21 protein-coding genes and 1 pseudogene are annotated in these 26,776 nt (G+C 66.8%); 10 read left to right on the top strand and 12 right to left on the bottom strand.

The features are described 5' to 3' along the window. Positions 1-26 precede the first annotated feature (26 nt). The 3 genes and pseudogenes from FA702_RS23505 to FA702_RS23070 form a co-directional block, all read left to right on the top strand. A pseudogene (locus FA702_RS23505) lies at positions 27-962 on the top strand (carotenoid oxygenase family protein); the annotation flags it as partial. Then, positions 911-1,411, top strand: coding sequence for a carotenoid oxygenase family protein (locus tag FA702_RS23500; RefSeq protein WP_370385522.1), 501 nt, complete (start codon positions 911-913; stop codon positions 1,409-1,411). The pseudogene FA702_RS23505 and the gene FA702_RS23500, both read left to right, overlap by 52 nt. A 110-nt stretch (positions 1,412-1,521) precedes the next feature. Then, entirely contained in the window at positions 1,522-1,653 is a 132-nt protein-coding gene (locus tag FA702_RS23070; protein ID WP_255352114.1) for a hypothetical protein, read from the top strand. Between the two features lie 23 nt (positions 1,654-1,676). On the opposite strand, the gene FA702_RS00960 is transcribed toward FA702_RS23070, so the two are convergent. The 4 genes from FA702_RS00960 to FA702_RS00945 all read right to left on the bottom strand — a co-directional run bounded on the left by FA702_RS00960 (position 1,677) and on the right by FA702_RS00945 (position 6,332). Next, complete coding sequence (locus tag FA702_RS00960) at positions 1,677-3,473, bottom strand: DEAD/DEAH box helicase (RefSeq protein ID WP_136954638.1); 1,797 nt, start codon at positions 3,471-3,473, stop codon at positions 1,677-1,679. Positions 3,474-3,635: 162 nt separating this feature from the next. Continuing rightward, on the bottom strand, positions 3,636-4,514 hold the full coding sequence (locus FA702_RS00955; RefSeq protein WP_136954637.1) for a LysR substrate-binding domain-containing protein: 879 nt from the start codon (positions 4,512-4,514) through the stop codon (positions 3,636-3,638). 10 nt (positions 4,515-4,524) lie between these two features. Beyond that, positions 4,525-5,643, bottom strand: a complete 1,119-nt coding sequence (locus FA702_RS00950) for an NAD(P)-dependent alcohol dehydrogenase (protein WP_136954636.1) — start codon at positions 5,641-5,643, stop codon at positions 4,525-4,527. A 41-nt stretch (positions 5,644-5,684) separates the two neighbouring features. Then, a complete protein-coding gene (locus FA702_RS00945) occupies positions 5,685-6,332 on the bottom strand; it encodes an FABP family protein (RefSeq protein WP_136954635.1) in 648 nt (215 codons plus the stop codon). Between the two features lie 240 nt (positions 6,333-6,572). Here FA702_RS00945 and FA702_RS00940 point away from each other — a divergent pair, with 240 nt between their 5' ends. Continuing rightward, complete coding sequence (locus FA702_RS00940; RefSeq protein ID WP_255504657.1) at positions 6,573-8,606, top strand: TonB-dependent receptor; 2,034 nt, start codon at positions 6,573-6,575, stop codon at positions 8,604-8,606. Between the two features lie 32 nt (positions 8,607-8,638). Here FA702_RS00940 and lepA read toward each other — a convergent pair whose 3' ends face one another. Together lepA and FA702_RS00930 are read right to left on the bottom strand one after the other, a co-directional pair. Continuing rightward, complete coding sequence (gene lepA, locus FA702_RS00935) at positions 8,639-10,456, bottom strand: translation elongation factor 4 (protein ID WP_136954633.1); 1,818 nt, start codon at positions 10,454-10,456, stop codon at positions 8,639-8,641. 44 nt (positions 10,457-10,500) lie between these two features. Next, the gene (locus FA702_RS00930) at positions 10,501-13,173 is read right to left on the bottom strand and encodes an EAL domain-containing protein (protein ID WP_370385521.1); all 2,673 of its coding nucleotides are present in this window, start codon (positions 13,171-13,173) and stop codon (positions 10,501-10,503) included. A gap of 189 nt (positions 13,174-13,362) precedes the next feature. Here FA702_RS00930 and FA702_RS00925 point away from each other — a divergent pair, with 189 nt between their 5' ends. From FA702_RS00925 to FA702_RS00910, 4 genes are all read left to right on the top strand, one after another. Beyond that, on the top strand, positions 13,363-14,151 hold the full coding sequence (locus FA702_RS00925; protein ID WP_136954631.1) for an alpha/beta fold hydrolase: 789 nt from the start codon (positions 13,363-13,365) through the stop codon (positions 14,149-14,151). A gap of 72 nt (positions 14,152-14,223) precedes the next feature. Beyond that, positions 14,224-15,519, top strand: a complete 1,296-nt coding sequence (locus FA702_RS00920; protein ID WP_136954630.1) for an FAD-dependent oxidoreductase — start codon at positions 14,224-14,226, stop codon at positions 15,517-15,519. Positions 15,520-15,676: 157 nt separating this feature from the next. After that, on the top strand, positions 15,677-17,440 hold the full coding sequence (locus tag FA702_RS00915) for an amidohydrolase family protein (protein WP_136954629.1): 1,764 nt from the start codon (positions 15,677-15,679) through the stop codon (positions 17,438-17,440). A 5-nt stretch (positions 17,441-17,445) separates the two neighbouring features. Further along, positions 17,446-18,453, top strand: a complete 1,008-nt coding sequence (locus FA702_RS00910; protein ID WP_136957188.1) for an NAD(P)-dependent alcohol dehydrogenase — start codon at positions 17,446-17,448, stop codon at positions 18,451-18,453. A gap of 13 nt (positions 18,454-18,466) precedes the next feature. Here FA702_RS00910 and FA702_RS00905 read toward each other — a convergent pair whose 3' ends face one another. From FA702_RS00905 to FA702_RS00880, 6 genes are all read right to left on the bottom strand, one after another. Beyond that, positions 18,467-19,909 (bottom strand): methyl-accepting chemotaxis protein, encoded by a 1,443-nt coding sequence (locus FA702_RS00905; protein ID WP_255504656.1) that lies wholly within the window; start codon positions 19,907-19,909, stop codon positions 18,467-18,469. A 153-nt stretch (positions 19,910-20,062) separates the two neighbouring features. Further along, on the bottom strand, positions 20,063-21,190 hold the full coding sequence (gene dnaN / locus FA702_RS00900) for a DNA polymerase III subunit beta (RefSeq protein ID WP_136954627.1): 1,128 nt from the start codon (positions 21,188-21,190) through the stop codon (positions 20,063-20,065). Positions 21,191-21,428: 238 nt separating this feature from the next. Further along, positions 21,429-21,974 carry a hypothetical protein gene (locus FA702_RS00895; RefSeq protein ID WP_136954626.1) on the bottom strand — a complete coding sequence of 182 codons (546 nt, stop codon included), beginning with the start codon at positions 21,972-21,974 and terminating at the stop codon, positions 21,429-21,431. Between the two features lie 5 nt (positions 21,975-21,979). Beyond that, a complete protein-coding gene (gene fabG, locus FA702_RS00890; protein WP_136954625.1) occupies positions 21,980-22,744 on the bottom strand; it encodes a 3-oxoacyl-[acyl-carrier-protein] reductase in 765 nt (254 codons plus the stop codon). 60 nt (positions 22,745-22,804) lie between these two features. After that, a complete protein-coding gene (gene fabD / locus FA702_RS00885) occupies positions 22,805-23,740 on the bottom strand; it encodes an ACP S-malonyltransferase (protein ID WP_136954624.1) in 936 nt (311 codons plus the stop codon). 47 nt (positions 23,741-23,787) lie between these two features. After that, positions 23,788-24,621, bottom strand: a complete 834-nt coding sequence (locus FA702_RS00880; protein ID WP_136957187.1) for an LD-carboxypeptidase — start codon at positions 24,619-24,621, stop codon at positions 23,788-23,790. 111 nt (positions 24,622-24,732) lie between these two features. On the opposite strand from FA702_RS00880, the gene FA702_RS00875 reads away from it, so the two are divergent. Both FA702_RS00875 and FA702_RS00870 read left to right on the top strand, forming a co-directional pair. Then, positions 24,733-26,163, top strand: coding sequence for a Mur ligase family protein (locus tag FA702_RS00875; RefSeq protein ID WP_136954623.1), 1,431 nt, complete (start codon positions 24,733-24,735; stop codon positions 26,161-26,163). 174 nt (positions 26,164-26,337) lie between these two features. After that, a complete protein-coding gene (locus tag FA702_RS00870; protein WP_136954622.1) occupies positions 26,338-26,739 on the top strand; it encodes a hypothetical protein in 402 nt (133 codons plus the stop codon). Positions 26,740-26,776: the final 37 nt, after the last annotated feature.

Here is a 26,776-nt window from a genome sequence, read left to right as displayed (position 1 = left end):
CACACCGTAAACATAGGGAGACGATCATGGCCACCAAAATCGACGAGGAACTGGCCTGCGCGCCCGCTCCCGTTTCCGACCATCCCTTCCTTTCGGGCATCCACCGTCCGATGGCGGCGGAACACACGATCACCGACCTCGCGGTGGACGGTACGATCCCCACCGCGCTGGACGGCTGCTACCTGCGCATCGGCCCCAACCCGATCGCGCCCGATCCGGCGAACTATCACTGGTTCTCGGGCGATGGCATGGTCCACGGGCTGAAGCTCGCGAATGGCCGGGCGCATTGGTATCGCAACCGCTGGATCCGGTCGGAACGGGTGGGCGAGGCGCTCGGCGTGCCCAAGGCCCCCGGCCCGCGCAACCTGTTCGACACCGTGAACACCAACGTCCTTGCGATCGGCGGGCAGACTTACGCGCTGGTCGAAGCCGGCAGCTATCCGGTGAAGCTTGGTCCCACGCTGGGTGACCAGCAGTACGATGCCTTCGGCGGCACGCTGCTCGGCTCCTACACCGCGCACCCGCATCTCGACCCGCTGACCGGAGAGAACCACGCGATTTGCTATAGCGCGCACAATCCCGGCGAAGTCCGCCATGTCGTTGTCGACGCCCACGGCAAGGTGACGCGCGAACTGGCGATCCCGGTGGAACACGGCCCGATGATCCACGATTGTGCGATCACCGCGCGCTACGTGGTGATCCTGGACCTGCCCGTGACCTTCTCGCTACCGGCGGCGATGGCGGGCGAACCCTTCCCCTATCGCTGGAACCCGCAGCACCGCGCGCGCGTGGGGCTGCTGCCGCGAAACGGCGCGGCGGCGGACGTGATCTGGTGCGACGTGGAGCCATGCAGCGTGTTCCACGTCGCCAACGCCTATGACCGGGCGGACGGCGCGGTCATCATGGATGTCTGCGCTTATGGCACAATGTTCGGCCCGGAAGCCGTCGGCCCGGACGGCGCGGCCCGCGGGCTGGAGCGCTGGACGATCGATCCCGTGACCGGGACGGTGGCGATCACCACGATCGATTCCACCCTCAGGAATTCCCCCGTCCCGACGAACGCCGCTTCGGCCAGCCCTATCGCTATGCCTATGCCATGGCCGTGCCCACCGATCCGGCGGCGGAATTCATCGGTGATACCCGGCTGTTCCGGCACGATCTGGTGGAGGGCACGCGGCAGGTTCACGATTTCGGTCCGCGCCGGCATCCGGGCGAATTCGTGTTCGTCCCCGCGTCCGAAGATGCGGTGGAAGGTGAAGGTTGGTTGGTGGGTTTCGTCGTGGACATGGCGAACGACACCACCGATTTCGTGGTGCTGGACGCCATGCGCTTCGAAGATCCGCCGGTCGGCGTGGTCCACCTGCCGCATCGCGTGCCGGCAGGCTTCCACGGCAACTGGGTGCCGGGCTGACATCACCACACGCGGAGATTTCGCCTCGTAAAAGCGCCAGCAACATCGTGGATCACAGTGATCGGGGAAATCCGCGAGACTTTCGCAGCGGCCGCCCCCATCATGAACGCATGAAACAGATCGAAAACGCCATCGCCTTGCCCGTGCGGCAGATCGTGCCCCCCGCGCAGCTTGCCATTGGCGGGCTGATTGCCCTGACCGGCGCGGTCATCGCGCTGGCGCCGCTGGTCACGCCGGGCTGAGGACACAGACCGCGCGCGCTATCCTAACGCGCGTGCGCCGGCTTGCCCTTCCGGTGCGGGCGCTTTTCGGAGCCGGGGCCACTCGGGCGATGCGGCTTGGGCGCGCCGTGATGGCCACGCGGACCGTTGGGGCGAGGCCGGTCGTTGGGGCCGTCGTTGGGGCTACCCCGCTGCTGGCGCGCGTTGCGCCGCGCGGTATCGCGGGGCGGCTCGGCCGCCAGCTCGATCGTCACGCCGCCTTCGTCCCCGGCGTCCTCGCGCGCGGTGCGCTTCACCGCCGCGACGAAGCGCGCTTCCAGGGCACGGGGAATCTGGAACCAGGTCTCGTTGGCGGCGATGCGGATCGCGCCCACCTCGTTGCGGGTGATGTGCCCGCGGCGACACAGCAGCGGCAGGATCCAACGCGGATCGGCATTCTGGCGGCGGCCGATATCCATGCGGAACCATACGATATCGTCGAAGCCTTCGCGGTGATGCTCCTTGCCCCGCTCCGGCTTCCCTTCGCGCGTGGAGATGTCGATCAGCTCCTCGGGCTCGGGCATCGCCTTGCGGTGCGCCTGCACCAGCGCGGCGGCAATCTCGATCGCGTCGCGGCGGGACAGCAGTTCACCGGCCAGCGCGAGATCGGCCTCGCTCGCTTCCACCGGTTGCGTGAGAATTTCGAGTAGGCGCTCACGATCACGCTGGCGGATCACCTCGGCATCGGGCACCGCGATCCAGTCGGCGGAAATGCGCGCGGCGCGCAACATGCCTTCCACCCGGCGGCGGCGCGGATAGGGCACGATCAGCACGGCGGTACCCTTGCGCCCGGCGCGGCCGGTGCGGCCGGAACGGTGCTGCAGCACTTCGGCATCGCGCGGCACCTCCACGTGGATCACCAGGCTGAGCGTGGCGACATCGATGCCCCGCGCGGCCACGTCGGTCGCCACGCAGACACGTGCGCGGCCATCGCGCAGCGCCTGAAGTGCATGGTTGCGCTCGTTCTGGCTGTGCTCGCCCGAAAGCGCCACGGCGGCGAAGCCACGTTCGACCAGCGTCGCGTGAAGATGCCGCACGTTGTCGCGCGTGGCGCAAAAAAGCATCGCCGTTTCCGCTTCATGGAAGCGCAGCAGGTTGATGACGGCGTGCTCGATGTCGGCCGGCGAAACGGTCACCACCTCGTAGGCGATGTCGCCATGGCCCTGCCGTTCGTCGATCGTCGAGACGCGCAAGGCATCGCGCTGGTAGCGCTTGGCCAGCGCCTGGATCGGCTTGGGCATGGTGGCGGAAAACAGGAAAGTGCGGCGGCCTTCGGGCGTCGCGTCTAGCAGTTCCTCGAGATCGTCGCGGAAGCCCATGTCGAGCATCTCGTCCGCCTCGTCGAGCACCGCGAAGGCGGCGGCAGAGAGGTCGAGCGCGCCGCGCTCCAGATGATCGCGCAGGCGGCCGGGCGTGCCGACGACGATGTCCGAGCCCTGGAACAGCGCGCGCCGTTCGCGCACCGGGTCCATCCCGCCGACGCAGGTGACGATGCGCAGGCCTGCCTTGCCGAACAGCCAGGCAAGTTCCTTGCTGACCTGCAACGCCAGCTCGCGCGTGGGCGCGATCACCAGCGCACGCGGCGCCTTGTTGCCATCGGGAACGGAGCAGGCCGCCAGCAGGTCCGCCGCCATGGCCACGCCGAACGCCACCGTCTTGCCTGAGCCGGTCTGCGCGGAAACGAGCAGGTCGCGGCCCTCGGCCTCCGGCTCCAGTACGGCGGCCTGCACGGGCGTAGGTGCCTGATAGCCGCGCTCGGCAAGCGCGGCGGCAACGGATTCAGGAAGGGTCGAAAACGGCATGGAACAGGGCTTCTCGGCTGGATTGGGAGCAGTCCGCGGGCGACGTGCTCTAACGATCCGCCGGATGAACTGGGTATGAAAGCGCGCGGTAGGTGGCCGGGCACGAAAGTCAATCAAAACCGCGTATTTCAAGCCGCAGGCACCCGGCGTTTTGCCGACGGATCAATTCCGTGCCGTATCAAGGAATGCTTGTGCCGCGCGGCTGACGCGCCGTGCGCGATGCCGCAGCAGCAGGAAATCGCGCTCGACCAGCGCGCAATCGAGTTCGCGGACAAGGCCCGCCGCCACGCGTGGCCCGGCGGCCAGATCGGATACTGCCGTCACCAATCCGCCCGCGCCCAGCGCTTCCAGCACCGCGCCGTTGGAAGGAAGCTCCAGCCGCACGTCGAGATCGGCCATCGTCAGGCCGAACCGCGCGTGCAAGCTGTGCTCCAGGTGGTTGCGCGTGCCCGATCCCTGCTCGCGCAGCACCCAGCACGCGGCCGCGATGTCCTCGCGCCCGAGCGGGCGGCCGGCGAGCGGGTGTTCGGGCGCAGCATAGAGCGCCAGGCGATCACCACCGATCCGCTCGACGGACAGCAATTCCGCATCGACCTCGCCCTCGACGAAACCGAGATCCGCTTCGCCCGCCAACAGCGCCGCCACCGCCTGCGCAGTGTTGCCGACTTCGAGATGCAGCGTAACGCCGGGGTAGGCGGCCGCGAAGGCGGCCATGCGGCGCGGCAACCAGTACGTCGCGACCGTCTGGCTGGCGGCGATGCGCAAGTCGCCCCGCTTCAGCCCCGCCAGATCGTCCAGCACGCCCAACGCGTCGGCCGCCTGCGCCAGCACCGCGCGCGCTTCGGGCAGGAAGGCGCGGCCCGCGTCGTTCAGTTCCAGCCCGCGCCCCACGCGATCGAACAGGCGCGTGGCGTGGCGTTCCTCCAGCGCGGCGATGGCGGCGCTGACGGCGGGCTGCGTCAGGTGCAGGCGCTCCGCCGCCGCGCGCATGTTGAGCGCTTCGGCCACGGCCACGAAAATGCGCAACTGTTCGAGCGTCATGCAGAGGCCGCTATTCGGGCGTAATGCGCAGCACCGGCTTGACCACGCTGCCGGTCTCACTGGCGTGCACCGCCGCGTCGATGGCGTCGAAATCGAAATAGCCGATCAGGCGATCGAACGGGAAACGCCCTGCGACATGAAGGTCGATCAGTTCGCGCAGGAACGGACCGATGTCGCTGTCGCCGCCCAGCACGCCCATCACGGTGCGCCCCTGCCCCATGAACGCCGTTTCGTTGAAGGCCAGCATGGCCTCAGGCCCCGACGCGCCGACCATCGCCAGCTTGCCCTTGGGCGCCAGCAGGTCGAACGCCCCTTCGATCACGCGGGCGATGCCGGTCGTGTCGAGGGCATAGCCAAGCCCGGTCGGGCAGACCGCGCGGATCGCGACGGCCACATCCTCGCGCGCATTCACCGTGTGCGTCGCGCCCAGTTCGCGGGCGAGCGCCAGGCGTTCGTCGTTGATGTCGACCGCGAAGATCGGATCGGCCCCGGCAATCCGCGCCGCCATGATCGCGGCGATGCCGACCGTGCCTGTGCCGAACACCGCGACCGGCATCCCGGCGCGCACCTTCATGCTGCGCAGCACCGCGCCCGCGCCGGTCATCAGCCCGCAGCCCAGCGGCGCCAGCCGTTCCAGCGGGATCGCGGCGGCGCTTTCGGGCACGACCACCACGTTGCGCTGGTGCGCGATGGCATGGGTGGCGAAGCTCGACTGACCAAAGAAATTGGCGTGGAGCGGCGCACCATCGCGAAAGAGCGTCGGCGAACCGTCCGCCCGCGTGCCGGACCAGTTGTGCGGGAAGAAGTTGTAGCAATAGGTCGGCGCCTCGATCGCGCAACTGGGGCAATCGCCGCAGCTGTTGAAGCTCATCAGCACTCGGTCGCCCGGTTTTGCGGCGGTGACCGCGCTGCCAACGGCCTCGACGATACCAGCCCCTTCGTGGCCCAGCACGATCGGCAGCGGCACGGGCAGTTGCCCGTCGCGCACCGCCAGATCGGTGTGGCACACGCCGCAGGCCACGATCCTCACGCGCAGTTCGTCGGGCCGCAGCGCGTCCAGCGTGGCGTCCTCAATCGTGAACGGGGTGTCCTTGCCCCGGCAGACGGCTACTTTCGCCGATACGGTCATATCCCCTCCGTTATCCGTTTCCGCTTATCCGGCTTCGCCTGTCATGGCTTTGCGCCACCCCGGATGATGCTCAGCCACGGGTTGAGATCGGCCTCGCCCACCTTGACCAGCTTGTTGCGGTCGCGGTGCGCGAACGGCTCCTTGCCGCGTACCACCAGCGTGGTGTCGCTGACGTAGCTCCATGATCCGTCGGCGTTGAAGGTCACGTCGATCTGGTAACGATCGGTGCGGAACGCCTCTTCCAGAAAGGTCGTCGAACAGATGCCGTAGTCGGTCCTGCCCCGTTCGGCGGAGAGCGAAAGGCGTGTATCGTCCTTTCCGGCGTGGCCCGAAGCCATGGCGATCTGCCCGCGCGGGATGGCCAGCGTCTGCATGATCAGGCCTGTCGCCGGCTCCCACAGCCAGAACCCCACCTGGTCGTGGAAGGTGATGTCCTCCTCCACCGTGTTGATGTGCTGGTGATAGCGCAGCCCGTAGAGCAGCTGGGGGCCATTGGCCTGCGGATCGATCGGCTGCATCTCGATCCGCTCGTAATAGGCGCGCCGTTCTGGACCGTCGGCCTTCGGCGCGATGTCGATGCCACCGCGCCCTTCCCAGATGCCGGCCAGATGGCGCAACGGACCCAGATTGGCCAGCGCGTCAGGATCGACGTCCTCGGGTTCGGTAAAGATGTCATCGGGAATGGCCATGCGTCTCCTCTTTCGGTCACGGTCCGCGTGGTGCTGTGCGGTGCGGCATTTATCCTAGCGCCGAACCACGGCACGAACAGCGCGAAATTGCGGGATCGTGGCGAGAGGTGGAAGAAACGCATAATGGTTGTAACACCCGATAGTATGAAGTATTTTTAAGTTCTGCATACAATGGGACGGAATGAGCGGGCAGTGGGCAAAGCAATGCGAGCCGGGCAAACCGGTGTTCCCGAAACGACCATGGCCGCTATTGCAGCGGTCTTGTGCCTGGCGTGCACGCACGCCGCGCTTGCCGCCGAGGAAGCGCCGCCGCCCGGCGACGACATCGTCGTCTATGGCCGCGCGCTGCCGCAGATCGGCACCGCGATCTCCGGATCGCAGGGCGTGGTCGGCTACCAGGACTTTGAGAACAAGCCGCTGAGCCGCGTGGGCGAACTGGTCGAGAACGTGCCCGGCGTGATCGCCACGCAGCATTCGGGCACGGGCAAGGCCAACCAGTATTTCCTGCGCGGCTTCAACCTGGACCACGGCACCGATTTCGCGGGCTTCGTCGATGGCGTGCCGGTGAACATGCGCACGCACGGCCATGGACAGGGCTATCTCGACCTCAACTTCCTGATCCCCGAACTGGTCGAGCGGATCGACTACCGCAAAGGCCCCTATTTCGCCGACGTGGGCGATTTCTCGGCCGCCGGTACCGTGCAGTTCACCACCGCCAGCCGCCTTGCCCGTCCCATCGCCGAAGCGACCGTGGGCATGTACGGCTATTACCGCGCCCTCGCCGCCGGCAGCGCGGGCGTGGGCGATGGCGATCTGCTGGTGGCGATCGACGGCACCCGCTCCAACGGTCCCTGGGATCTCAACGAGGATCTCAAGAAGGTGAACGGGCTGGTCAAGCTGTCACAGGGCACGAAGGACCATGGCTGGAGCCTCTCCTTCAACGGCTATCACGCCACCTGGAACGCTACCGACCAGGTGCCCGAACGCGCCATCGCCAGCGGCCTCGTCAGCCGCTGGGGCAATATCGATCCGGCGCTGGGCGGGCGCACCACGCGGCTGGGGTTGACCGCCAACGCCACTTTGGGAGGTACGAAGCTCAACGCGTATGCGCTCTATTACGACTTCCGCCTGACCTCGAATTTCACCTACTTCCTGAACGATCCGGTCAACGGCGACGAATTCCAGCAAGCCGACCGGCGCGGCGTGTTCGGCGGTTCGGTGCGGCACGATTTCGCGCCCGTCCGGCTCGGCGGCGTGCCCGTCATGTTCGCGGTAGGCGGCGATGCGCGCTGGGACCACATCGGCACGATCGGCCTCTACAGTTCCATCGCCGGCGCGCGCAGCGGCACCGTGCGGCAGGACAAGGTCGATGAATATTCCGGCGCGCTCTTCGCCGAAGGCACCGCCGCGCTGACCGACCGGCTGCGCTTGACGCTGGGCCTGCGCGGCGACGTCTATGGCTACGATATCGATGCCCGCACGCTGCCGGTCAATTCGGGCAAGGGATCGGACGCGCTGCTCAGCCCCAAGGTGGCGCTGGCCTGGCGCGCGGCGCACCATCTCGAATTCTACGCCAATTATGGCGAGAGCTTCCATTCCAACGACGTGCGCGGAGCGTCGATCCGCGTCGATCCGGCAACCGGCGATCCGGCCGAGCGCGTGCAGGTGCTGGTCAAGGCGCGCGGCGCGGAACTGGGCGCGCGCGTGGAAACCCCGCACTTCACCGCCTCGCTCGTCGGGTTCTGGCTGAGCCTCGGCTCCGAACTGGTGTTCGTGGGCGATGGCGGCACGACCGAACCGAACGATGCCACGCGCCGCTATGGCGTGGAAGGCAGCCTGTTCTGGCGGCCGACCGGCTGGCTGACGCTCGACGCCTCGGCCGCCGCCACGCACGCGCGGTTCCACGGCGTCGCGCCCGGCGCCACGTTCATTCCCAACGCGGTCAGCAACGTGATTTCAGCCGGCGCGGCGGTGGATTTCGGCAAGGGCCTCAGCGCGTCGCTGCGGTTGCGCCATTTCGGCGCGGCGCCGTTGATCGAGGATGACAGTGTGCGCTCCGATCCGACCACGCTGATGAACCTCGGCGCCTATTACACGCGCGGCCGGATCAAGCTGGGGCTGGATGTGCTCAACCTGTTCGATGCGAAGGACGCCGACATCACCTATTTCTACGCCTCGCGGCTGCAAGGCGAACCGGCGGACGGCGTGGAAGACCGGCACATCCACCCGGTCGAACCGCGCCAGGTGCGCGCCTCGATCCGCTACGCCTTCTGAAGGAACGGAGGGCCGGAGCTGCCTTCGGCCCCCTATTCCTCGCCCATGCGCAGCGCAGCGATGAAGGCTTCCTGCGGGATTTGCACGTTGCCGTATTCGCGCATCCGCGCCTTGCCCTTCTTCTGCTTTTCCAGAAGCTTCTTCTTGCGGGTGATGTCGCCGCCATAGCACTTGGCGGTCACGTCCTTGCGCAGCGCTGCGATCGTCTCGCGCGCGATCACCTTGCCGCCGATCGCCGCCTGGATCGGGATCTTGAACAGGTGACGCGGGATCAGGTCTTTCAACCGCTCGCACATGCCGCGCCCGCGCTCCTCGGCCACCGCGCGGTGCACGATCATGCTCAGCGCGTCGACCGGCTCGTTGTTGACGAGAATGCTCATCTTGACGAGATCGCCCTCGCGCAGGCCGATCTGTTCGTAGTCGAAGCTGGCATAGCCCCGGCTGATCGACTTCAGCCGGTCGTAGAAGTCGAACACCACCTCGTTCAGCGGCAGCTCGTAATTCACCTGCGCGCGCCCGCCGACGTAAGTGAGGCCCGTCTGGATGCCGCGCCGGTCCTGGCACAGCTTGAGGATCGAGCCGAGGTACTCGTCGGGCGTGTAGATCGTCGCCTTGATCCACGGCTCGTCGATCTGCTCGATCCGGTTGGGATCGGGGTAGTCCGCCGGGTTGTGCAGCAGGATTTCGCGCGCATCATCGGTCTTGCTCGCGCGCAACTGGATGCGATAGACCACCGACGGGCTGGTGGTGATCAGGTCCAGATCGTACTCGCGGCTCAACCGCTCCTGGATGATTTCCAGGTGAAGCAACCCCAGGAACCCGCAGCGGAAGCCGAAGCCCAGCGCCGCGCTCGATTCCATCTCGAACGAAAACGAGGCGTCGTTCAGGCGCAGCTTGGCGATGCTTTCGCGCAGCTTGTCAAAATCGGCGGCATCCACCGGGAACAAGCCGCAGAACACCACCGGCTGCACTTCCTTGTAGCCCGGCAGAGCCTCAACGGCGCCCGCCTTGACCGTGGTGATCGTGTCGCCGACCTTGGCGGTTTCGACCTCCTTGATCTGCGCGGTGATGAAGCCGATTTCGCCCGGCCCCAGTTCCGGCAGTTCCTCGCGCTTGGGCGTGAAGCAGCCGACGCGGTCGATCAGGTGTTCGGTGCCGCCCTGCATGAACTTTACCTGCAGGCCCTTCCTGATCACCCCGTCGACCACGCGCACCAGGATGACGACGCCCAGGTACGGATCGTACCAGCTGTCGACCAGCATCGCCTTGAGCGGGCGGGTCCGGTCGCCCTTGGGCGGGGGGATGCGCGCGACCACAGCGTCGAGCACGTCCTCGATGCCGATGCCGCTCTTGGCGCTGGTCAGCACCGCCTGGCTCGCATCTAGCCCGATCACTTCTTCGATCTCGGCCTTGACCTTTTCCGGCTCGGCGGCAGGCAGGTCGATCTTGTTGATGACGGGCACGATCTCATGGTCGTGCTCGATCGACTGATAGACGTTGGCCAGCGTCTGCGCTTCCACGCCCTGCGCCGCGTCCACCACCAGCAGCGCGCCTTCGCAGGCGGCCAGGCTGCGGCTGACCTCGTAGGCGAAGTCGACGTGGCCAGGGGTGTCCATCAGGTTCAGTTCATAGGTCAGCCCGTCCTTGGCTTTGTAATTCAAGCGGACGGTCTGGGCCTTGATGGTGATCCCGCGCTCTTTCTCGATGTCCATGTTATCGAGCACCTGCGCGCTCATCTCGCGGTCGGTCAGGCCGCCCGTGAACTGGATCAGGCGGTCGGCCAACGTCGATTTGCCATGGTCGATATGGGCGATAATCGAGAAGTTACGGATCAGTGCAAGCTCGGTCATGCGCCGCCGTTAGCAGCGGCGGGCGCACAAGTCAGCCACCTTCGTCATCCCACCTTGCGCAGGCCCGCCGGTTCGGTCTGCACGGCCGGCACCGCCTTCACCGCCACCGCCGCGATCCGCCCGTTTTCATCCAGGTGCAGCGGCTCGGCGAACTCCACGCCCATGCGCTCGCCCTCGCTCCACTTGCAGATCGCGGTGACGGCATAGGTTTCCGACAGATAGAACCGGAAACTCGTCTCGGGCGGGACGTTCCACAGCCCTTCGATCAGCGCGCCGGACTGCGAGATGTTGCGGACCGTGCCGTTGTAGCGATGGCCGCCGTGTTCCAGCACCACCTTGCGCAGCATGGCCTGGCGCGGCGCGCGGGCGGACCGGGGGCCGTGCGCTACCGCGATCAGGCCGGTGGACAGGCGCGCCGCGGCATCCAGCGCGGACAGCGGGCGCTCGTAGATATAGCCCTGCACATGGCTGCATCCTAGTTCGCGCACCAGATCCAGCTCGTCGAACGTCTCGACGCCTTCCGCCGTGGTTTCCATGCCCAGCGCTTCGGCCAGGCTGACGATCGAGGCGATGATGGCGCCGTTGATGCTGCCCGGCTGGGTCGCGCCACGCACGAAGCTCTGGTCGATCTTGATCTTGTCGAACGGCGCCTTCTTCAGGTAGCCGAGCGAGGAATAGCCGGTGCCAAAATCGTCCAGCGCCATGCGCACGCCGATAGCCTTCAGCGCACGGAACATCTGTTCGGTGCCCTCGTCATCGTTGATGAACACGCTTTCGGTGATTTCGAGTTCCAGCCGCTGCGGATCGACCTGCGCGTGGGCCAGCGCCTGCGTGACGATCGAGGGCAGCGCCGGGTTGGCGAACTGCAAAGCCGAAACGTTGACCGCCACGCGCACGTTCGCGGGCCAGCGCGCCAGATCCTTGCAGGCGGTGCGCAGCGCCCATTCGCCGATCGCGGCGATCATGCCCGTATCCTCGGCGATCGGGATGAACTTGGCCGGCGAAACGAACCCGTGCTGCGGATGGTTCCAGCGCAGCAGCGCCTCGAACCCGGTGATCTTCTCGGTCGCCGTCTGCACGACCGGCTGGTAATAGAGTTCGAGCCCGCCATTCGCCACGGCGTCGCGCAGCTCGTCCTCCATCTTGCGACGTTCCTCGGCGTCGCTGTGCAGGTCGGCCGCGTAGAAATGATAGCGACCGCGCCCGCCGTCCTTCGCCGCATAGAGCGCAAGGTCGGCGTTGCGGATCAGCGCCTCGCTGGTCACGCCGTCGTCGGGCGCCAGCGCGATGCCGATCGACGCGCCGATGGTGACCCGGCTGCCTTCCAGCGAATAGGGCTGCGAAAGCGCCTCGATGACCCGCGCGGCGAGATGCCCCAATTCGTCGCGATCGATCTTGCCCGGGAAGATGACCTGGAATTCGTCGCCGCCGAGGCGGCCGACGCGCCCCATCGCACCCACCGTGCGCTCCAGTCGCTGCGCCACCTGCTTGAGCAGCGCATCGCCGGCGGGGTGCCCCATGGTATCGTTGACCTGCTTGAAGCGGTCGAGATCCAGCAGGAACACGCTGCACTCCCGATGCTGCTCCTGCGGCGCGTTGAGAATCTTCTCCAGCGTCTGCGAGATGCGGAAGCGGTTGGACAGGCCCGTGAGCGAATCGAAATGCGCCAGGCGCGAGGCGTGTTCCTGCGACCGGCGCTTCTCGGTCAGGTCCGCGCCCGAACCGCGAAAGCCCTGGAAGTTGTTGAAGGTGTCATAGGTCGGGCGGCCGGTGATCGACCACCAGCGCTCGTCGTCGCGGCAGGCCGCGCGCACCGCGAGTTCGCTGAAGCTGGAACGCGCCGAAAGGTGGAAGGTGAGCGTGCGCTCGCCGTCGCCCGACTGTTCGGACAGGTCGAACAGATCGGTGAAAGGCTTGCCGAGGAGATGTTCCGCCTTGCGGCCGATCGTTTCGGCCACGGTCGCGGACAGATAGATCAGTTGCCCGCGCCGGTCGGTTTCCCAGAACCAGCCCTGCCCGGTCTCCTCGTATTCGGCGAGAAGCTCCTGCGCCCGGGCATGCACCCGCTGGGCCTCTTCGGCCTGTTCCTGCGCAAGCTGCTCAATCTGGCGCTGGCGCAGGAAGGCGATGACCGTGATGACGGTGCCGATCGCCAGCGTGGTGAAGCCGCCCATACGGCTGGCCACGCACGTCACGCCCGACCACATTGCGATCTGCGCGACAAGCACACCCGCCAGCCTGCCCGATTCCGTCACGCTCGCCAGCAGCGAGATCGTCACCAGCACCGCCAGACATTGCAGCCAGGGCATCAGGCCGGCCATGGCCAGCAGGCCGATGGCGGAGCCGTAGAGCATCATCGGCAGGCCGATCACCAGCCCCATCAGGCTCATCCGCTGCCCGGTGGAGAGCCGCTTGGTCTGCTCCAGCCGCACCGCGAACACGGAACAGAACGCCACGACGATCGCTATGCCCGCCAGCACCGTCGGCACCAGCGGCGGCACCACCATGTTCAGCCCCGTGAGCGCCACCAAGCCGCCGAGCATGGCAATGCCCATCTGCGGCCATTCCTTGGCGATCAGGTTGTTTTCGCGCCCCACGCCGAACAGGAAGTTCGACATCGCGGTGCCATCCTGCATCGGGCTGGGGCGATCCCGGCGGCGGTGCGTGCGCGCGAAATCGCGCACGCCGGCTGGAATCGTCCCATCATCCTGGGACACTGTCTGCAAGCGGGAACCATCACGATCGGGCATGGGCTCCGATTGCCCGATTTGCTTTGAGAAACGGTTAAGCGACCCACCTCGGAAACGGCTTCGGTCCGCCCTTTCTCGTGCGGTCGCGCCATGCTAACCCGGCGCAGATTTGCGGAGGCTTGGTTTCGGTTCGTGTCGGCTACAGCGGAATTTTCAATGATCGGCGTTGCCGGGCGGCGGCTGCGCATGGGACAGTGGCATCGCGCAGCCACCGGGCGGCGGCCGCTGGTCTTGCTGAACGGCATCGGCATGAACATCGAATTGCTGGAGCCGGTGGCGCGGGAACTAGACGATCGCCGGATCATCAGCATCGACATGCCAGGCATCGGCAAGTCGCCCGATCCCGTCTTCCCCTATACCATACCCTGCATGGCGCTGACCCTGGCGACGCTGCTCGATCGGCTGCGGATCGACCGTGCCGACATTGCCGGCATCAGCTGGGGAGGCGCGGTGGCGCAGCAATTCGCGTTCCAGCACCGCGCCAAGACCGGTGGCCTGATCCTGGCCGCCACCGCATCGGGCGGCGCTACGATGGTGCCTGCCAACGGTTCGATGTTCAGCCACCTCGTCGATCCGATGGAATATACGGTGGAACGGGCGCTGCGCCGCAACCTGGCCTCGCTCTACAACGGCGGCGGGCGCGGCAGCGTGTCCCTGAACGCCGCCAAGGCGCCCTCCCCGCTGGGCTGGGCCTGCCAGATGACCGCGTTCGGCACGTGGAGCAGCGTTCCCTTCCTGCCGCTGATCTCCCCGCCCACGCTGATCATGGCGGACGAGGACGATCAGTTGATCCCGCCCGCCAATTCGCACTTCCTGCACAACGCGATTCCCGGCAGCCAGCTCCAGATGTTTCGCGGCGGCGGGCACCTGTTCATGCTGTCAGACCCGGTCTCGTTCGGGAATCGCGTGCGCGCGTTTCTCGATGCCACCGCCCGCAAGGGCTGACCGCACACGCCGCTTCCCTTTTCCCCGCCGCGCGCTAGCATCCCCTGAAACAGACCAAGCGCGGGAGAATGAATGCGGCATATCGCCATTATCGGTTCCGGTCCCGCCGGATACTACACCGCCGAAGCCGCCCTCAAGCAGTGGGGCGAAGATGTAAAGGTCGACATATTCGACCGTCTGCCCGTTCCGTTCGGCCTGATCCGCACCGGCGTCGCGCCGGATCACCAGTCGATCAAGGGCGTCTCGCGCCGCTATGAACAGACCGCGCTGTCGGACAACGTGCGCTTCGTGGGCAACGTTACCATCGGCCAGGATGTGAGCATCGAGGAACTGGGCGGGTTCTACGACGCGGTGGTCCTCGCCACCGGCGCCCCGCGGGACCGGCCGCTCGACCTGCCCGGCGATCGGCTGGGCAACGTCTTCGGCAGTGCGGCTTTCGTCGGGTGGTACAACGGCCACCCCGAATTCACCTCGCTCGCGCCCGATCTTTCGGGCGATACCGCCGTGGTCATCGGCATGGGCAACGTGGCGCTCGACGTGGCGCGGATCCTGTCCAAGACGCGCGACGAGTTCGCCGGGAGCGACATCGTGGCGCACGCGCTCGACGCGCTCGATGTTTCGAAGCTGCGCCGGATCGTGATCCTGGGCCGGCGCGGCCCGCACCAGATCATGATGACGCCCAAGGAACTGGGCGAACTGGGCCATCTTTCGCGCGGCACGCCCGCGGTCGATCCGCAGGACCTGCCGGACGAAAGCAAGGACGCCCTGCTGGAGCCGGGCATCCGCAAGTCCGTCAGCCATCTGCGCGCCTTTGCCCGTAATGATGCCACGGGCGCGGACATCGCGATCGAGTTCGATTTCTTCGGCGCCCCCCGCGCCCTGCTCGGCACCGGCAAGGTGGAGGCGATCGAAGTCGAGCGCACGCGCATCGAAGATGGCCGTGCAGTCGGCACCGGCGAATTCTATGAGCTTCCCGCCAGTCTGGTGGTCAGTTGCATCGGCTATCGCACGGTGCCGATCCCAGGCGTTCCCTTCGACGAACGGGCGGGCCGCTTCGCCAACGACGAGGGGCGCATCCTGCCCGGCCTCTACTGCGTTGGCTGGGCGAGGCGCGGACCTTCCGGCACCATCGGCACCAACCGTCCGGACGGATTCGCGATCATCGAACAGATCGCCGCGGACATCGGTGAAGGTGCAGGCAAGGCCGGTCGCGCCGGATTCGACGCGCTGGCCGAAACGCGTAAGCTCGATGTGGTGACGTTCCGCGACTGGAAACGCATCGAGGAAGCCGAATCGGCGCGCGCGCGCAGCGGTGCCCCCCGCGAGAAGTTCGTTGATGTGGCCGATATGATCCGCGCACGGGGCTGACGCAGCGCTCCGCGATGCGGCGAAGCCGCGTTTCATTCGGATCAGTTGCCGCACGCAACGGATTGACCCCCGCGCGCAGACGTGCGTTAATCACACGGTTAAACGCGACGGCCCGCTCCTGACCAACACGCGGCCGCGCGGGGAGAGGAGCAAGCGCATGCCCCAATACGATCTCATCATTCGCAACGGCACCATCGTCGATGGCACCGGCCGTCCGCGCTTCAAGGGCGATGTCGCCGTACGCGACGGGCTGATCGCCGCCGTTGGCACCGTCCAGGGCGACGCCGCCGAGGAAATCGACGCCAGCGGCCGCATCGTGGCGCCCGGTTGGGTTGACATCCACACGCATTATGACGGGCAGGCGACGTGGGATGCGGAAATGGCGCCCTCGTCCTGGCACGGCGTGACCACCGTGGTCATGGGCAACTGTGGTGTGGGCTTCGCGCCGGCAGCGCCCGACCGGCACGACTGGCTGATCGGCCTGATGGAAGGCGTGGAGGACATCCCCGGCACCGCGCTGGCCGAAGGCATGAAGTGGGACTGGGAAACCTTCCCCGAATATCTCGACGCGCTGGAGCGCCTGCCGCGCAGCGTGGACGTTGCCACCCACGTTCCGCATGGCGCGGTGCGCGCCTATGTGCTGGGCGATCGCGAACGGCCCGGCGCCGTGCCGACCGACGAGGACATGGATCGCATGGCCGCGATCGTGGAGGAAGGCGTGCGCGCCGGCGCGCTGGGTTTCTCCACCAGCCGCACCGTGATCCACAAGTCGGTCGATGGCGAACTCGTGCCCGGCACCACCGCCACCGCCGAGGAACTGATCCGCATCGGCCGCGCCATGGGCCGCGTCGGCCACGGGGTGTTCGAAATCGCGTCCGACATGAAGCGTGAATGGGACGAATTCGGCTGGATGGGCGCAATCAGCCGCGAAACCGGCCTGCCTGTGACGTTCGCCGCGCTCCAGTCGATCGCCAAGGAACTGCCGCTGTCCGAACAGATCGCGGAAATGGACCGGCAGAACGCGCAAGGGGCCAATATCGTCGCGCAAATCGCGCTGCGCGGGAACGGCATCGTCATGGCCTGGCGCGGCACGGTGCACCCGTTCCGCTTCCGCCCGAGCTACATCGCCATTGCCGATCTGCCGTGGGACGAACAGCTTGCCCGCCTGAAAGACCCCGCGTTTCGCGAGAAGCTGCTGGCCGAAGCCAATGTCTATCCGGAGAGCGACATCATCCACCTCTTCCGCATGATCGCGGAAGGCTGGTTCAACCAGTACCAGATGGACGATGATTTCGATTACGAACCGCAGGCCGAAGCCAGCATCGCCGCGCGGGCGGCGGCACGCGGCATGGCGCCGGACGCCTATGCCTATGACCTGATGATGGAACAGGACGGCACCGGCTTCATCTACCTGCCGATCCTCAACTATGCCGATGGCAATCTCGATTTCCTCGAAGCGCTGCAGGCCCGCGACGATTGCGTCAATTCGCTGTCGGACGGCGGCGCGCACTGTGGCACGATCTGCGATGCGGCCAGCCCCACCTTCATGCTCCAGCACTGGGTGCGCGACCGCAAGCGCGCCAAGGACCGCGCGGAAGGCCGGCTCACGCTGGAACACGCGGTCAAGCGCCAGTGCCACGATACCGCGCGGCTTTATGGCCTCGACGATCGCGGGGTGCTCGCGCCGGGCTACATCGCGGACATCAACGTGATCGACTTCGACAACCTGAAGCTGCTGCGGCCCTGGCTCGATTTCGACCTGCCGGCGGGCGGCAAGCGCCTGCTCCAGAAGGCCGAAGGCTATGACGCGACGATCAAGTCCGGCGTGGTGACCTTCCGCAAGGGCGCGTGGACCGGGGCGACGCCGGGCGGGCTGGTGCGCGGACCGCAGCGCGTGGAAGCCCTGGAGGCCGCCGAATGAGCGAAGTGCAGGCCATCCGCGTCGGCGCGCCCGCCACGCTCGACAGCCTCCATGCCGATACCCTTCCCGATCCCGGCGCGCCGGGATCGGGCCAGATCCGCGTGCGCCTCGCCGCCTCGTCGCTCAACTACCACGATTTCGCGGTAGTGACGGGCATGCTGCCGGCGGCCGCCGGGCGGATTCCGATGTCGGACGGCGCGGGCGAAGTGGTGGCCGTGGGTGATGGTGTCCGGGGCGTCACGGTGGGCGATGCGGTGGTCTCGACGTTCTTCACCGACTGGGACAGCGGCCCGCCGCCGTCAAGCGCGTTCACCACCGTCCCAGGAGACGGGATCGACGGCTATGCGCGGACAGACGTGGTCGTGCCGGCGCACTGGTTTACCCGCGCACCGGCGGGCTATTCGCACGCCGAGGCCGCGACGCTGACCTGCGCAGGCCTTACCGCGTGGCGCGCCCTGTTCGTCGATGGCGCGACCAAGCCGGGCGATACCGTGCTGGTGCAGGGCACGGGCGGCGTCTCGATCTTCGCGCTCCAGTTCGCCAAGGCGGCGGGCGCGCGGGTGATCGCGACGAGTTCGTCGGGCGAGAAGCTGGAACGGCTGCGTGCGCTGGGCGCGGACGAGACGATCAATTACCGCGAAGTGCCCGCTTGGGGCGCGAAGGCGCTGGAACTCACCGGCGGGCGCGGCGTGGATACCGTGGTCGAGATCGGCGGGGCGGGAACGCTCGATCAGTCGATGATGGCGGCGCGTGTGGGCGGGCATGTCGCACTGATCGGCGTGCTCACGGGCTTCGCCGGGCCGGTGCAGACCGCGCTGCTGATGGCCAAGAACCTGCGCGTGCAGGGGCTGACGGTCGGATCGCGATCGGACCAGCTGGCGATGATCGCCGGCGTGGAGGCCAACGGCATCCGGCCCGTGCTCGATCGCCATTTCCCGCTGGCCGCCCTCGCCGATGCCTTCCGGCATCAGGCGAGCGGAGCGCATTTCGGCAAGATCATCGTCGATATCTGACCGACGCGGGCGATCAGGCCGCCCGCGCCATACGGCGCGGGTAGCCGCCCTTGTTCGCTTCGAGCACGAAATGGCCGACCAGTTCGGCCATGCGATCGGCCTCCCCGGCAAGGTTGCGCGCGGCGGCGGTCGCCTCTTCCACCATGGCGGCGTTCTGCTGGGTCATCACGTCCAGTTCACGCACCGTTTCGCGCGTCTGGCCGATATGGCTCGCCTGCTCACCCGCGACGGTCGCGATGTTGTTGGCAAGGTCCGCAATCTCGCCGACCTTGGCGACGATCCGGGCGAACGTATCGCCGGATTGGCCGACCAGTTCGACGCCGCGTTCCACCTGGACCGAACTTTCCCCGATCAGCTTCTTGATGTCGAGCGCGGCCTCGGCCGACCGTTGCGCCAGCGCGCGCACCTCGTTGGCGACGACGGCGAACCCGCGCCCCGCATCGCCGGCCCGCGCCGCCTCCACGCCGGCGTTGAGCGCCAGCAGGTTGGTCTGGAACGCGATGCCATCGATCACCGAGATGATCTTGCCGATCTCCTGCGCGGACCGGTGGATGTCGTTCATGGCGTGAACCGCCTCGCCCACCACCGCACCGCCCTGCTGGGCATCGTTGTGCGCCTGCTGCACCGAATCGCGCATGTGCCAGGCGTCTTCGGCGGTGGTCTGCACGCTGCTTGCCAGCGTCGTCATCGAAGCGGACGCCGCTTCCAGCGAAGCGGCCTGCTCTTCGGTGCGCGTCGCGAGATCGTGCGATGCCTCGCGGATTTCCCGCGCGCCAAGGTCAACGTTCTGGGCGGTTTCGGAGACAGCGGAAAGCGCCACGCGCACCTTTTCGCGCATCGTCTCGAAATCGTTCTGAAGCTCGATGAACTCGCTCGGCAAGTCGGTAAGCCTGGCGGTGAAATCGCCATCGGTCATCTTGCGCAGCGAATCGCCCAGCTTGTCGATCACGGAACTGCGCAGCGCCTCGTTGGCGGCATCGAAATAGGTCGAAAGCGCGATTTCCATGTCCAGCATGGCCATCTTCAACATGGCGCTGATCGCCTGGCCCAGCTTGCGCGATCCGGTCACGCCAAGACCGGACCCCGCCGCCATCGCCACGATCACATCGGCCAGCACCCCGGCATAGGCGCCGATGTACCAACCCGGCTCCAACCCGATCTTCGCATGGATGTGGCCGATCCGGCGCGCCCGCGCGTTGTAGGCCTCATCGGGCCGCCCCTCGAACATCTGGCGCCAGTGATCGAGCTGCTTTTGCTTGGCGTGGTCCACCATCGCCTGCGAACTGAAGAAGCCCGAAAGCGCGGGTTCGGCGGCGATGCCATCGTAAAGCCGATCCAGCGCCGGCGGCGCATGCTTGGCCAACGCCCGCAAAATCGCGGGGAAATGCGCCTGATCCTTCTCGCCGATGGCGAAGAAGGCAATCTTCCTGCTGAAATCCTGTCGCTTGTCGTCCACGGCCTTGATCCTCCTGTGCCCGGCCGATGTAACCGACCGTGCTTCAGGCCGCCTCAACAGGGCCGTAAGGAGATTCCCGGACCTTTCGGATGCGGAAAGCCCCGCAAGCGCGGGCTTGCGGGGCTTCATCCGTTCGTACCGTGGCGCGATGGATCAGACGCGCATCGGCATCAGCACGTACAGCGCCGGGCTTTTCTCGTCCTTGCGGATCAGCGTGGGCGCGCCGGCATCGGCCAGGTGCAGTTCCACCGTATCGCCGTCGATCTGACTCAGGATGTCCTTGAGGTAGTTGGCATTGAAGCCGATCTCAAACCCTTGCGCGGTGTAATCCGCCGGCAGCTCCTCGGCCGCGGTGCCGTTGTCCGGGCTGGTGACCGACAGCGTCACACGATCGGTTTCCAGCGCCATCTTCACCGCGCGGGTCTTTTCGGTGGCGATCGTCGCCACGCGGTCCACACCTTCGAAGAAGCTGCGCGGATCGAGCCGGAGCAGCTTGTCGTTCCCGGTGGGGATGACGCGGCTGTAATCGGGGAACGTGCCGTCGATCAGCTTGCTGGTCAGCACCACGCCGTTCTCACCACCCAGCGTGAAGCGCACCTTGCTGGCCGAAAGATCGATCAGCACGCTGGTATCGAGCACTTCCTCCAGCAGCTTGCGCAACTCGCCCACGCATTTGCGCGGGATGATCACGTCCGGCATGCCTTCGGCACCATCCGGGCGCGGCAGCGTGTAGCGCGCCAGACGGTGCCCGTCGGTCGCCGCCGCCTTCAGCACGGGCTGCGCCTCGTCCGAAACGTGCAGGAAGATGCCGTTGAGATAATACCGTGTCTCTTCGGTCGATATCGCGAAGCGGGTGCGGTCGATCAGTTCGGCGAGCACGCGCGCCGGGATCTCGAAGCTGGTCGGCAGATCGCCTTCCACGATCACCGGGAAATCGTCGCGCGGCAGCGTGGGCAGTTGGAAGCGGCTGCGCCCGGCCTTCACGATCATGCGGTTGTCCGCCGTTTCCAGACTGACCTGGCTGCCATCGGGCAGCTTGCGCGCGATGTCGAACAACAAGTGCGCCGATACGGTGATCGCGCCGGGCTGGTCGACAGCGGCGGCGGGCATGGTTTCCACGATCTGCAGATCAAGGTCCGTGGCCATCAGGCGCACCGTGGCATCGGGCGCAGCCTCGATCAGCACGTTCGACAGGATCGGGATCGTGTTGCGCCGTTCCACCACCGATTGCACGTGGGACAGGCACCGCAGCAGGGTTGCGCGTTCGATCGTCGCCTTCATTCTCGTCTCGATCCCCCCAGTCGGCCGGACGCCATGTCACTGCCAAAGACGCAGTAGCAACATCACCATCCGCCGGGCTGTGTAAACGGCCTTATCGCGCGGAATCGCACGGTTCGGCTCCGGTTCGGACCACCTTCCTTAACGCACGGGACCGCTTGGGCAAGCCGCCCATGCCCCGTTCGGGCGGAAGCTGTGCATAAATGGCGCAAAACCTTGGGGAAGAGCAAGGTTGCGGTAACTATTCGAGCTTGCGTTGCCCGTCGAACATCGCCGCCGTGGCCGAGATATAGGCGTTGATCAGCGCCCAAGCCTGCGGCGTGACCGAGGCCGGGTTGATCCCCGCATCCGTCATCGCGATGGTGATCCGCCGCAGATCGCCCTGCGTGATCTGCTCGGCCGGATTGTTGGCCTTGCCGGGGCCGATGTCCAGCGCGTCGTCGATCAGCGCATGGGGCACGCCGGCGGCCTGGAGCCGGTCTCCCAGCACGTCGCGCGCCATGCGCCCCATGGCATAGGAAAAGTAGGCCTTGCGCGCCGCATCGTCCATGAACTGATCGTCGCCGCAGCGATCGACCACGTTCTGCAGATCGCGCAGCGCCGGCCCGTCGGACTGTTGCGCCAGCATCGCATCGGCAAGGCGCGCGTCCAGCCCGGCCGGCGCACGCTGCACCGCGCAGGCCAGCGCCTCGGGCGAACGGGCTTGCGCCGGCACGCCCGCCAGCGCCGACAGTACCGCCAGCAAGACGGCGGCGCGGGTCAGCAATTCCGGAAACGACAGACGCATCGCGATCAGGAAAGCATCGCCATGCCGCCGTTGACGTGGAGCGTCTGACCGGTGACGTAGCCCGCTTCCTTCGATGCGAGATAGGCCACCGCCGCGCCGATGTCGCTGCCCTCACCCATGCGGCCCATCGGGATGCGGGCGTTGAGCGCGTCCTTCTGCGCATCGGGCAGTACGTCGGTCATCGCGGTGCGGATGAAGCCGGGCGCCACGCAGTTGACGGTAATGTTGCGGCTGGCGAGTTCCTGCCCCAGCGACTTCGACATGCCGACTAGCCCGGCCTTGGCGGCGGCATAGTTCACCTGCCCCGGATTGCCGGTGGCGCCGACGACGCTGGTGATCGTGACGATCCGGCCGAAGCGCGCCTTCATCATCGGCTTGGCCGAGGCGCGCATCAGGCGAAACGCAGCTTCCAGGTTGACGCGGATCACCGCGTCCCATTCCTCGTCCTTCATCCGCATGGCCAGGTTGTCGCGCGTGATGCCGGCGTTGTTGACCAGAATGTCCAGCTTGCCGAGCGTATCGAGCGCGGCTGGCACCAGATGCTCCACCTGTTCGGTGTTCGAAAGATCGCAGGTGATCTCGACGTGATCGTGCCCGTAAGCCGCATTCAGTTCCTCGCGGAATGCGCGCAGCTTGCCGGGATTGGTGCCCGACAGCGCCAGCCGCGCGCCCTGCCGCGCCAGCGCATGACAGATCGCCGACCCGATGCCGCCGGCCGCGCCGGTAACGAGGGCGGTCATGCCGGTAAGATCGAAAAGGCGGTGTTCCATCGATTGCTCCATTGTGTTTGTTTGCGCAGAGGCGCGGAGATTTCAGCGAACCGAAATCCCTTACAAATCCTTCGCCAGCGCCTCGATGTCGGCCATGCCGATCACGCTGGTGACCGAAACGTCCGCCACCGTGCGGTTGATCATCGGTCCTAGCACCTTGCCGCCCAGTTCCACGAACTGTTCGACGCCCGCGTCCTTCATCGCGATCGCGCTCTCGCGCCAGCGCACGCGGCCCGTGACCTGTTCCACCAGCAGGCGCTTCACGTCGGCAGGGTCGGTGACCATGGCCGCGGTGACATTGGCGAACAGGGCCACGCGCAGCGCGGCGGGCGGGGTCTTGTCCAGTGCCTCGGCCATGGCGTCGCCGGCGGGCTGCATCAGCGGGCAATGGAACGGCGCGGACACCGGCAGCAGCACGCCGCGCTTGATGCCGTGTTCCTTGACCAGCGCCACGGCCCGGTCGATCGCGCCCTTGTGGCCCGAAAGGACCACCTGCGTCGGATCGTTGTCGTTGGCGACGGTGCAGACCTCTCCTTCGGCCGCCGCTTCGGCCAGCGCGGTCGCCTTCTCGATGTCGGCGCCCAGCAGCGCGGCCATCGCGCCCACGCCCACCGGCACGGCCGCCTGCATCGAACGCCCGCGCAGTTTGAGCAGGCGCGCGGTGTCGGCCAGGCTGAAGGCCCCCGCGGCGCAGAGCGCGGTATATTCGCCCAGGCTGTGCCCCGCGACGAAGTCCGCCTTGTCGGCCAGCGCGATGCCGCCTTCCTTTTCCAGCACGCGCAGCACGGCGATGGCATTGGCCATGATCGCGGGCTGGGCGTTCTCGGTCAGGGTCAGCGCGTCTTCGGGGCCTTCCCGCATGATCTGGAACAGCTTCTGCCCCAGCGCGTCGTCCACTTCCTCGAACACTTCGCGCGCGATTGTGCTGGCTTCGGCCAGTTCGACACCCATGCCGACCTTCTGGCTGCCCTGCCCCGGGAAAACGAAAGCTCTCATATCCTGTCTCCGCTCCTGCGCGTCTCGAAGTGCTTCGGGCGCGCGCCCTATTGCCGTGGCTCGCCGGGGGCAAGCCCGAACGGCACGATCCTATTATCGATGTCATGGCCGATCGCCGCCGCGCCCAGGAAGGGGATGCCGGCCTTTTGGCACCAGTACCGCGCCATTTCTTCGGGTTCGGCGCCGAACGGACGGTCGTTTTCAGGCACGTCGCTCACCCGGCCGAGCCGCAGCCCGGCAATGCCCATCGGCGCGAGCAGGGCGGTAACGTGGAACAGCAGGCGATCAACCGCATAGTGATGCTCCGCCACTTCCTCAACCATCACCACATGCCCGGCAATGTCGGGCATCAGCGGCGTGCCCGCGATCATCGCCAGGGTCATCAGGTTGAACGCCACGGCGGGCGCTTCGCCCAAGGAGGGCTCCAGCCCCGCGTCCGATCCCGCGAACCAGCCCAGCGTGCGGCGCACCGCCGCTTCGCCCCCGGCGCGGCGGATGTCGGTGGGCATCGGCGCGTGGACCGGATGGCCGATTCTTGCGCGATAGAGCGCGCCCAGCAGCGTGCCGCCGTCCGAATAGCCGACGAAAGCCTTGCCCCGCGCCGCGTCGTCCATGCCCGCCACCGCCTCGGCCGCAATGCGGTTCGCGCCATAGCCGCCGCGCACGAACCACACCGCATCGAACGCCGGATCGTTGGCGCATTCGAGCAGCGCGCGCAGCCGCAGCGCATCCGGCCCGGCAAAGTGACCTTCGCTGGCGAAGCACTGATCGTGGAAGTGCAGAGCAAGCGCGGGAAACTCCGCCCGCGCCAGCGCGGAAACGCGCGCCGCATCCTCGCGCGTGAACGGCGTGGACGGCGCGCAAATGGCAATCTGTGTCATCGGGCGATCGGGCAGCGAGGGCATCGCCCTGCCCTAGCCCGTTTCGTCCTTCGGGCGAAGTGGGGAATGACGGTGTTGAGTTGCGGGTCAAGGCGGCATACCCAGCAGGGCATGACAGCCACCATTCCCGCCCCCGGCCCCTCGCTCACCTCGCATCCCTGGTTCTTCTGCGGCATCGGCGGATCGGGCATGTTGCCGCTGGCTCTGATCCTCAAGGGGTTGGGCGCGGACGTTGCCGGATCGGACCGGGGCCGCGATCAGGGGCGCACGCCCGAGAAATTCGGCTGGCTCGAAAGCCTGGGCTTCACCCTGTTCCCGCAGGACGGCAGCGGCATCGCCCGGCCCGATCAGGTGCTGGTCGCGTCAGCTGCGGTGGAAGACACGGTGCCCGAGGTGGTCCGCGCCAAGGCGCTGGGCTGCGCGCGGATGAGCCGGGCGGACCTGCTCGCCACGCTGTTCAACGCCACGGGAACGCGCATCGCGGTCGGCGGCACCAGTGGCAAGTCCACCGTCACGGGCATGCTCGGCTGGGTTCTGACCGAAACCGGCGCCGATCCCACGATCATGAACGGCGCGGTGATGAAGAACTTCCGCACGCCGGACGCGCCCTTCGCCAGCGCGCGCGTGGGCGGGGGCGATCTGTTCGTGTCCGAAGTGGATGAAAGCGACGGTTCGATCGCGCTCTACCGCCCCACCGTCGCGGTGCTCAACAACGTCAGCCTCGATCACAAGAGCCTGGAGGAACTGCGCGCGCTGTTCGGCGATTTCCTCGCCCGCGCGGACCGGGCGGTGGTCAATGCCGACGATACCGAAAGCCGCGCGCTGCTCCCCCGCGCGCGCGACGCGATCACCTTCGGCTTTGCCGAAAGCGCGGCGATCGGGGTGGCGGCCGATAGCGTTGACGAATCCGCCACCGGCATCGCCGCGACCGTGATCGACCGCCGCACCGGCGAACGGCATGCGCTGGCGCTGGCGCTGCCCGGCCGGCACAACCTGGCCAACGCGCTGGCGGCGATCGCCGGCGCCACGGCGGCTGGCGTGCCCGTGGCGCGGGCCGTCGCCGCGCTCGCCACCTTCGCGGGGCTCGCCCGCCGCTTTGACATCGTTGGCACCAGTACGTCCGGGGTTACCGTAATCGATGACTTCGGCCACAACCCGGAAAAGGTCGCCGCCACGCTGGCGACGCTGAAAGCCCACCCCGGCCGCGTGATCGCCTTCTTCCAGCCCCACGGCTATGGCCCGCTGCGCCAGATGGGCGCCGAACTGGCCGAAGTGCTCGCCACCCGGCTCGGCCCCGACGACGTGCCGATCCTGTGCGATCCGGTCTATTTCGGCGGCACCGTGGACCGTTCGCAGGGCAGCCAACGCATCGTCCACCTGATCGGCGCGCACGGCGGCCACGCCGAATACGTGCCCGCGCGCGAAGCCTGCGCCGACCGCATCGTGGAAATCGCCCGCCCCGGCGACCGCGTCGTGATCATGGGCGCGCGCGACGACACGCTGAGCCAGTTCGCGCAGGGGATTTTGGAAAGGCTGGGGTAACGAGCAGAGACCGGCTTGCTGTTGCATCGCGCTGCCATTTCCGTTCAGCCTCGTCTTGCTGACGCCGGCTTTTCGGTTACACACTGCCCCATGAGGAAATTCATAGCCGGGTTATCCCTCATTCTCCTAGCGGTCGCCGTTCTTTCCCTTGGGATGTGTCAGAAGCGCGAGTTCGTGCTTCTGCCTGACGGCCTGAATTCGGTTAACGTCCGGCTGCATTCCGGCAAGGAGTGGATAGTTACCGTTCGAAATAAAGACGGTAGTGCAACGGACACCATGTTTGCGGCTAACGACCATCAACGCAGCAATATCTACCTCACACCAAAGCACCAACTCGTCGTTATGGAAAAGGGCGGTAGCGATGTGTTTTTCGCGCTACACCCAGACGGGGCGCCAGAAGCGCTTTCCGGCAACCGATATGACGAGCGGGACACCGCCTCCGATGCATGGCGCTATATCGGCGTAATCATCGGTGGAAAGTTCTTCACAGCAAACCAAAGCGCGGAGTGCCTGGACCTTCTAGGGGAAGGCAAATCGCCCTACCGCAAGCGCTATCAAAACCTTCCCATTTGCTAAGCTTGCTGACGACGACCATCATCCTAGCACCAGCAGA

It is taken from the genome of Novosphingobium sp. EMRT-2 (assembly GCF_005145025.1).
Classification (GTDB): Bacteria; Pseudomonadota; Alphaproteobacteria; order Sphingomonadales; family Sphingomonadaceae; genus Novosphingobium.
The sequence above is the reverse complement of the archived record's forward strand: the minus strand, read 5'-3'. Positions and strand labels throughout refer to the sequence as shown.

Bases quoted from the DNA above. Each gene is read 5' to 3' on its own strand.
- FA702_RS00955 (WP_136954637.1), bottom strand. From the start codon at position 4,514: ATGACGCTCGAACAGTTGCGCATTTTCGTGGCCGTGGCCGAAGCGCTC.
- FA702_RS00880 (WP_136957187.1), bottom strand. From the start codon at position 24,621: ATGACACAGATTGCCATTTGCGCGCCGTCCACGCCGTTCACGCGCGAG.
- dnaN (WP_136954627.1), bottom strand. From the start codon at position 21,190: ATGAAGGCGACGATCGAACGCGCAACCCTGCTGCGGTGCCTGTCCCAC.
- FA702_RS00895 (WP_136954626.1), bottom strand. From the start codon at position 21,974: ATGCGTCTGTCGTTTCCGGAATTGCTGACCCGCGCCGCCGTCTTGCTG.
- FA702_RS00925 (WP_136954631.1), top strand. From the start codon at position 13,363: ATGATCGGCGTTGCCGGGCGGCGGCTGCGCATGGGACAGTGGCATCGC.
- FA702_RS00875 (WP_136954623.1), top strand. From the start codon at position 24,733: ATGACAGCCACCATTCCCGCCCCCGGCCCCTCGCTCACCTCGCATCCC.
- fabD (WP_136954624.1), bottom strand. From the start codon at position 23,740: ATGAGAGCTTTCGTTTTCCCGGGGCAGGGCAGCCAGAAGGTCGGCATG.
- FA702_RS00950 (WP_136954636.1), bottom strand. From the start codon at position 5,643: ATGACCGTATCGGCGAAAGTAGCCGTCTGCCGGGGCAAGGACACCCCG.
- lepA (WP_136954633.1), bottom strand. From the start codon at position 10,456: ATGACCGAGCTTGCACTGATCCGTAACTTCTCGATTATCGCCCATATC.
- FA702_RS23070 (WP_255352114.1), top strand. From the start codon at position 1,522: ATGAAACAGATCGAAAACGCCATCGCCTTGCCCGTGCGGCAGATCGTG.
- FA702_RS00920 (WP_136954630.1), top strand. From the start codon at position 14,224: ATGCGGCATATCGCCATTATCGGTTCCGGTCCCGCCGGATACTACACC.
- FA702_RS00945 (WP_136954635.1), bottom strand. From the start codon at position 6,332: ATGGCCATTCCCGATGACATCTTTACCGAACCCGAGGACGTCGATCCT.
- FA702_RS00960 (WP_136954638.1), bottom strand. From the start codon at position 3,473: ATGCCGTTTTCGACCCTTCCTGAATCCGTTGCCGCCGCGCTTGCCGAG.
- FA702_RS00940 (WP_255504657.1), top strand. From the start codon at position 6,573: ATGGCCGCTATTGCAGCGGTCTTGTGCCTGGCGTGCACGCACGCCGCG.
- fabG (WP_136954625.1), bottom strand. From the start codon at position 22,744: ATGGAACACCGCCTTTTCGATCTTACCGGCATGACCGCCCTCGTTACC.
- FA702_RS00915 (WP_136954629.1), top strand. From the start codon at position 15,677: ATGCCCCAATACGATCTCATCATTCGCAACGGCACCATCGTCGATGGC.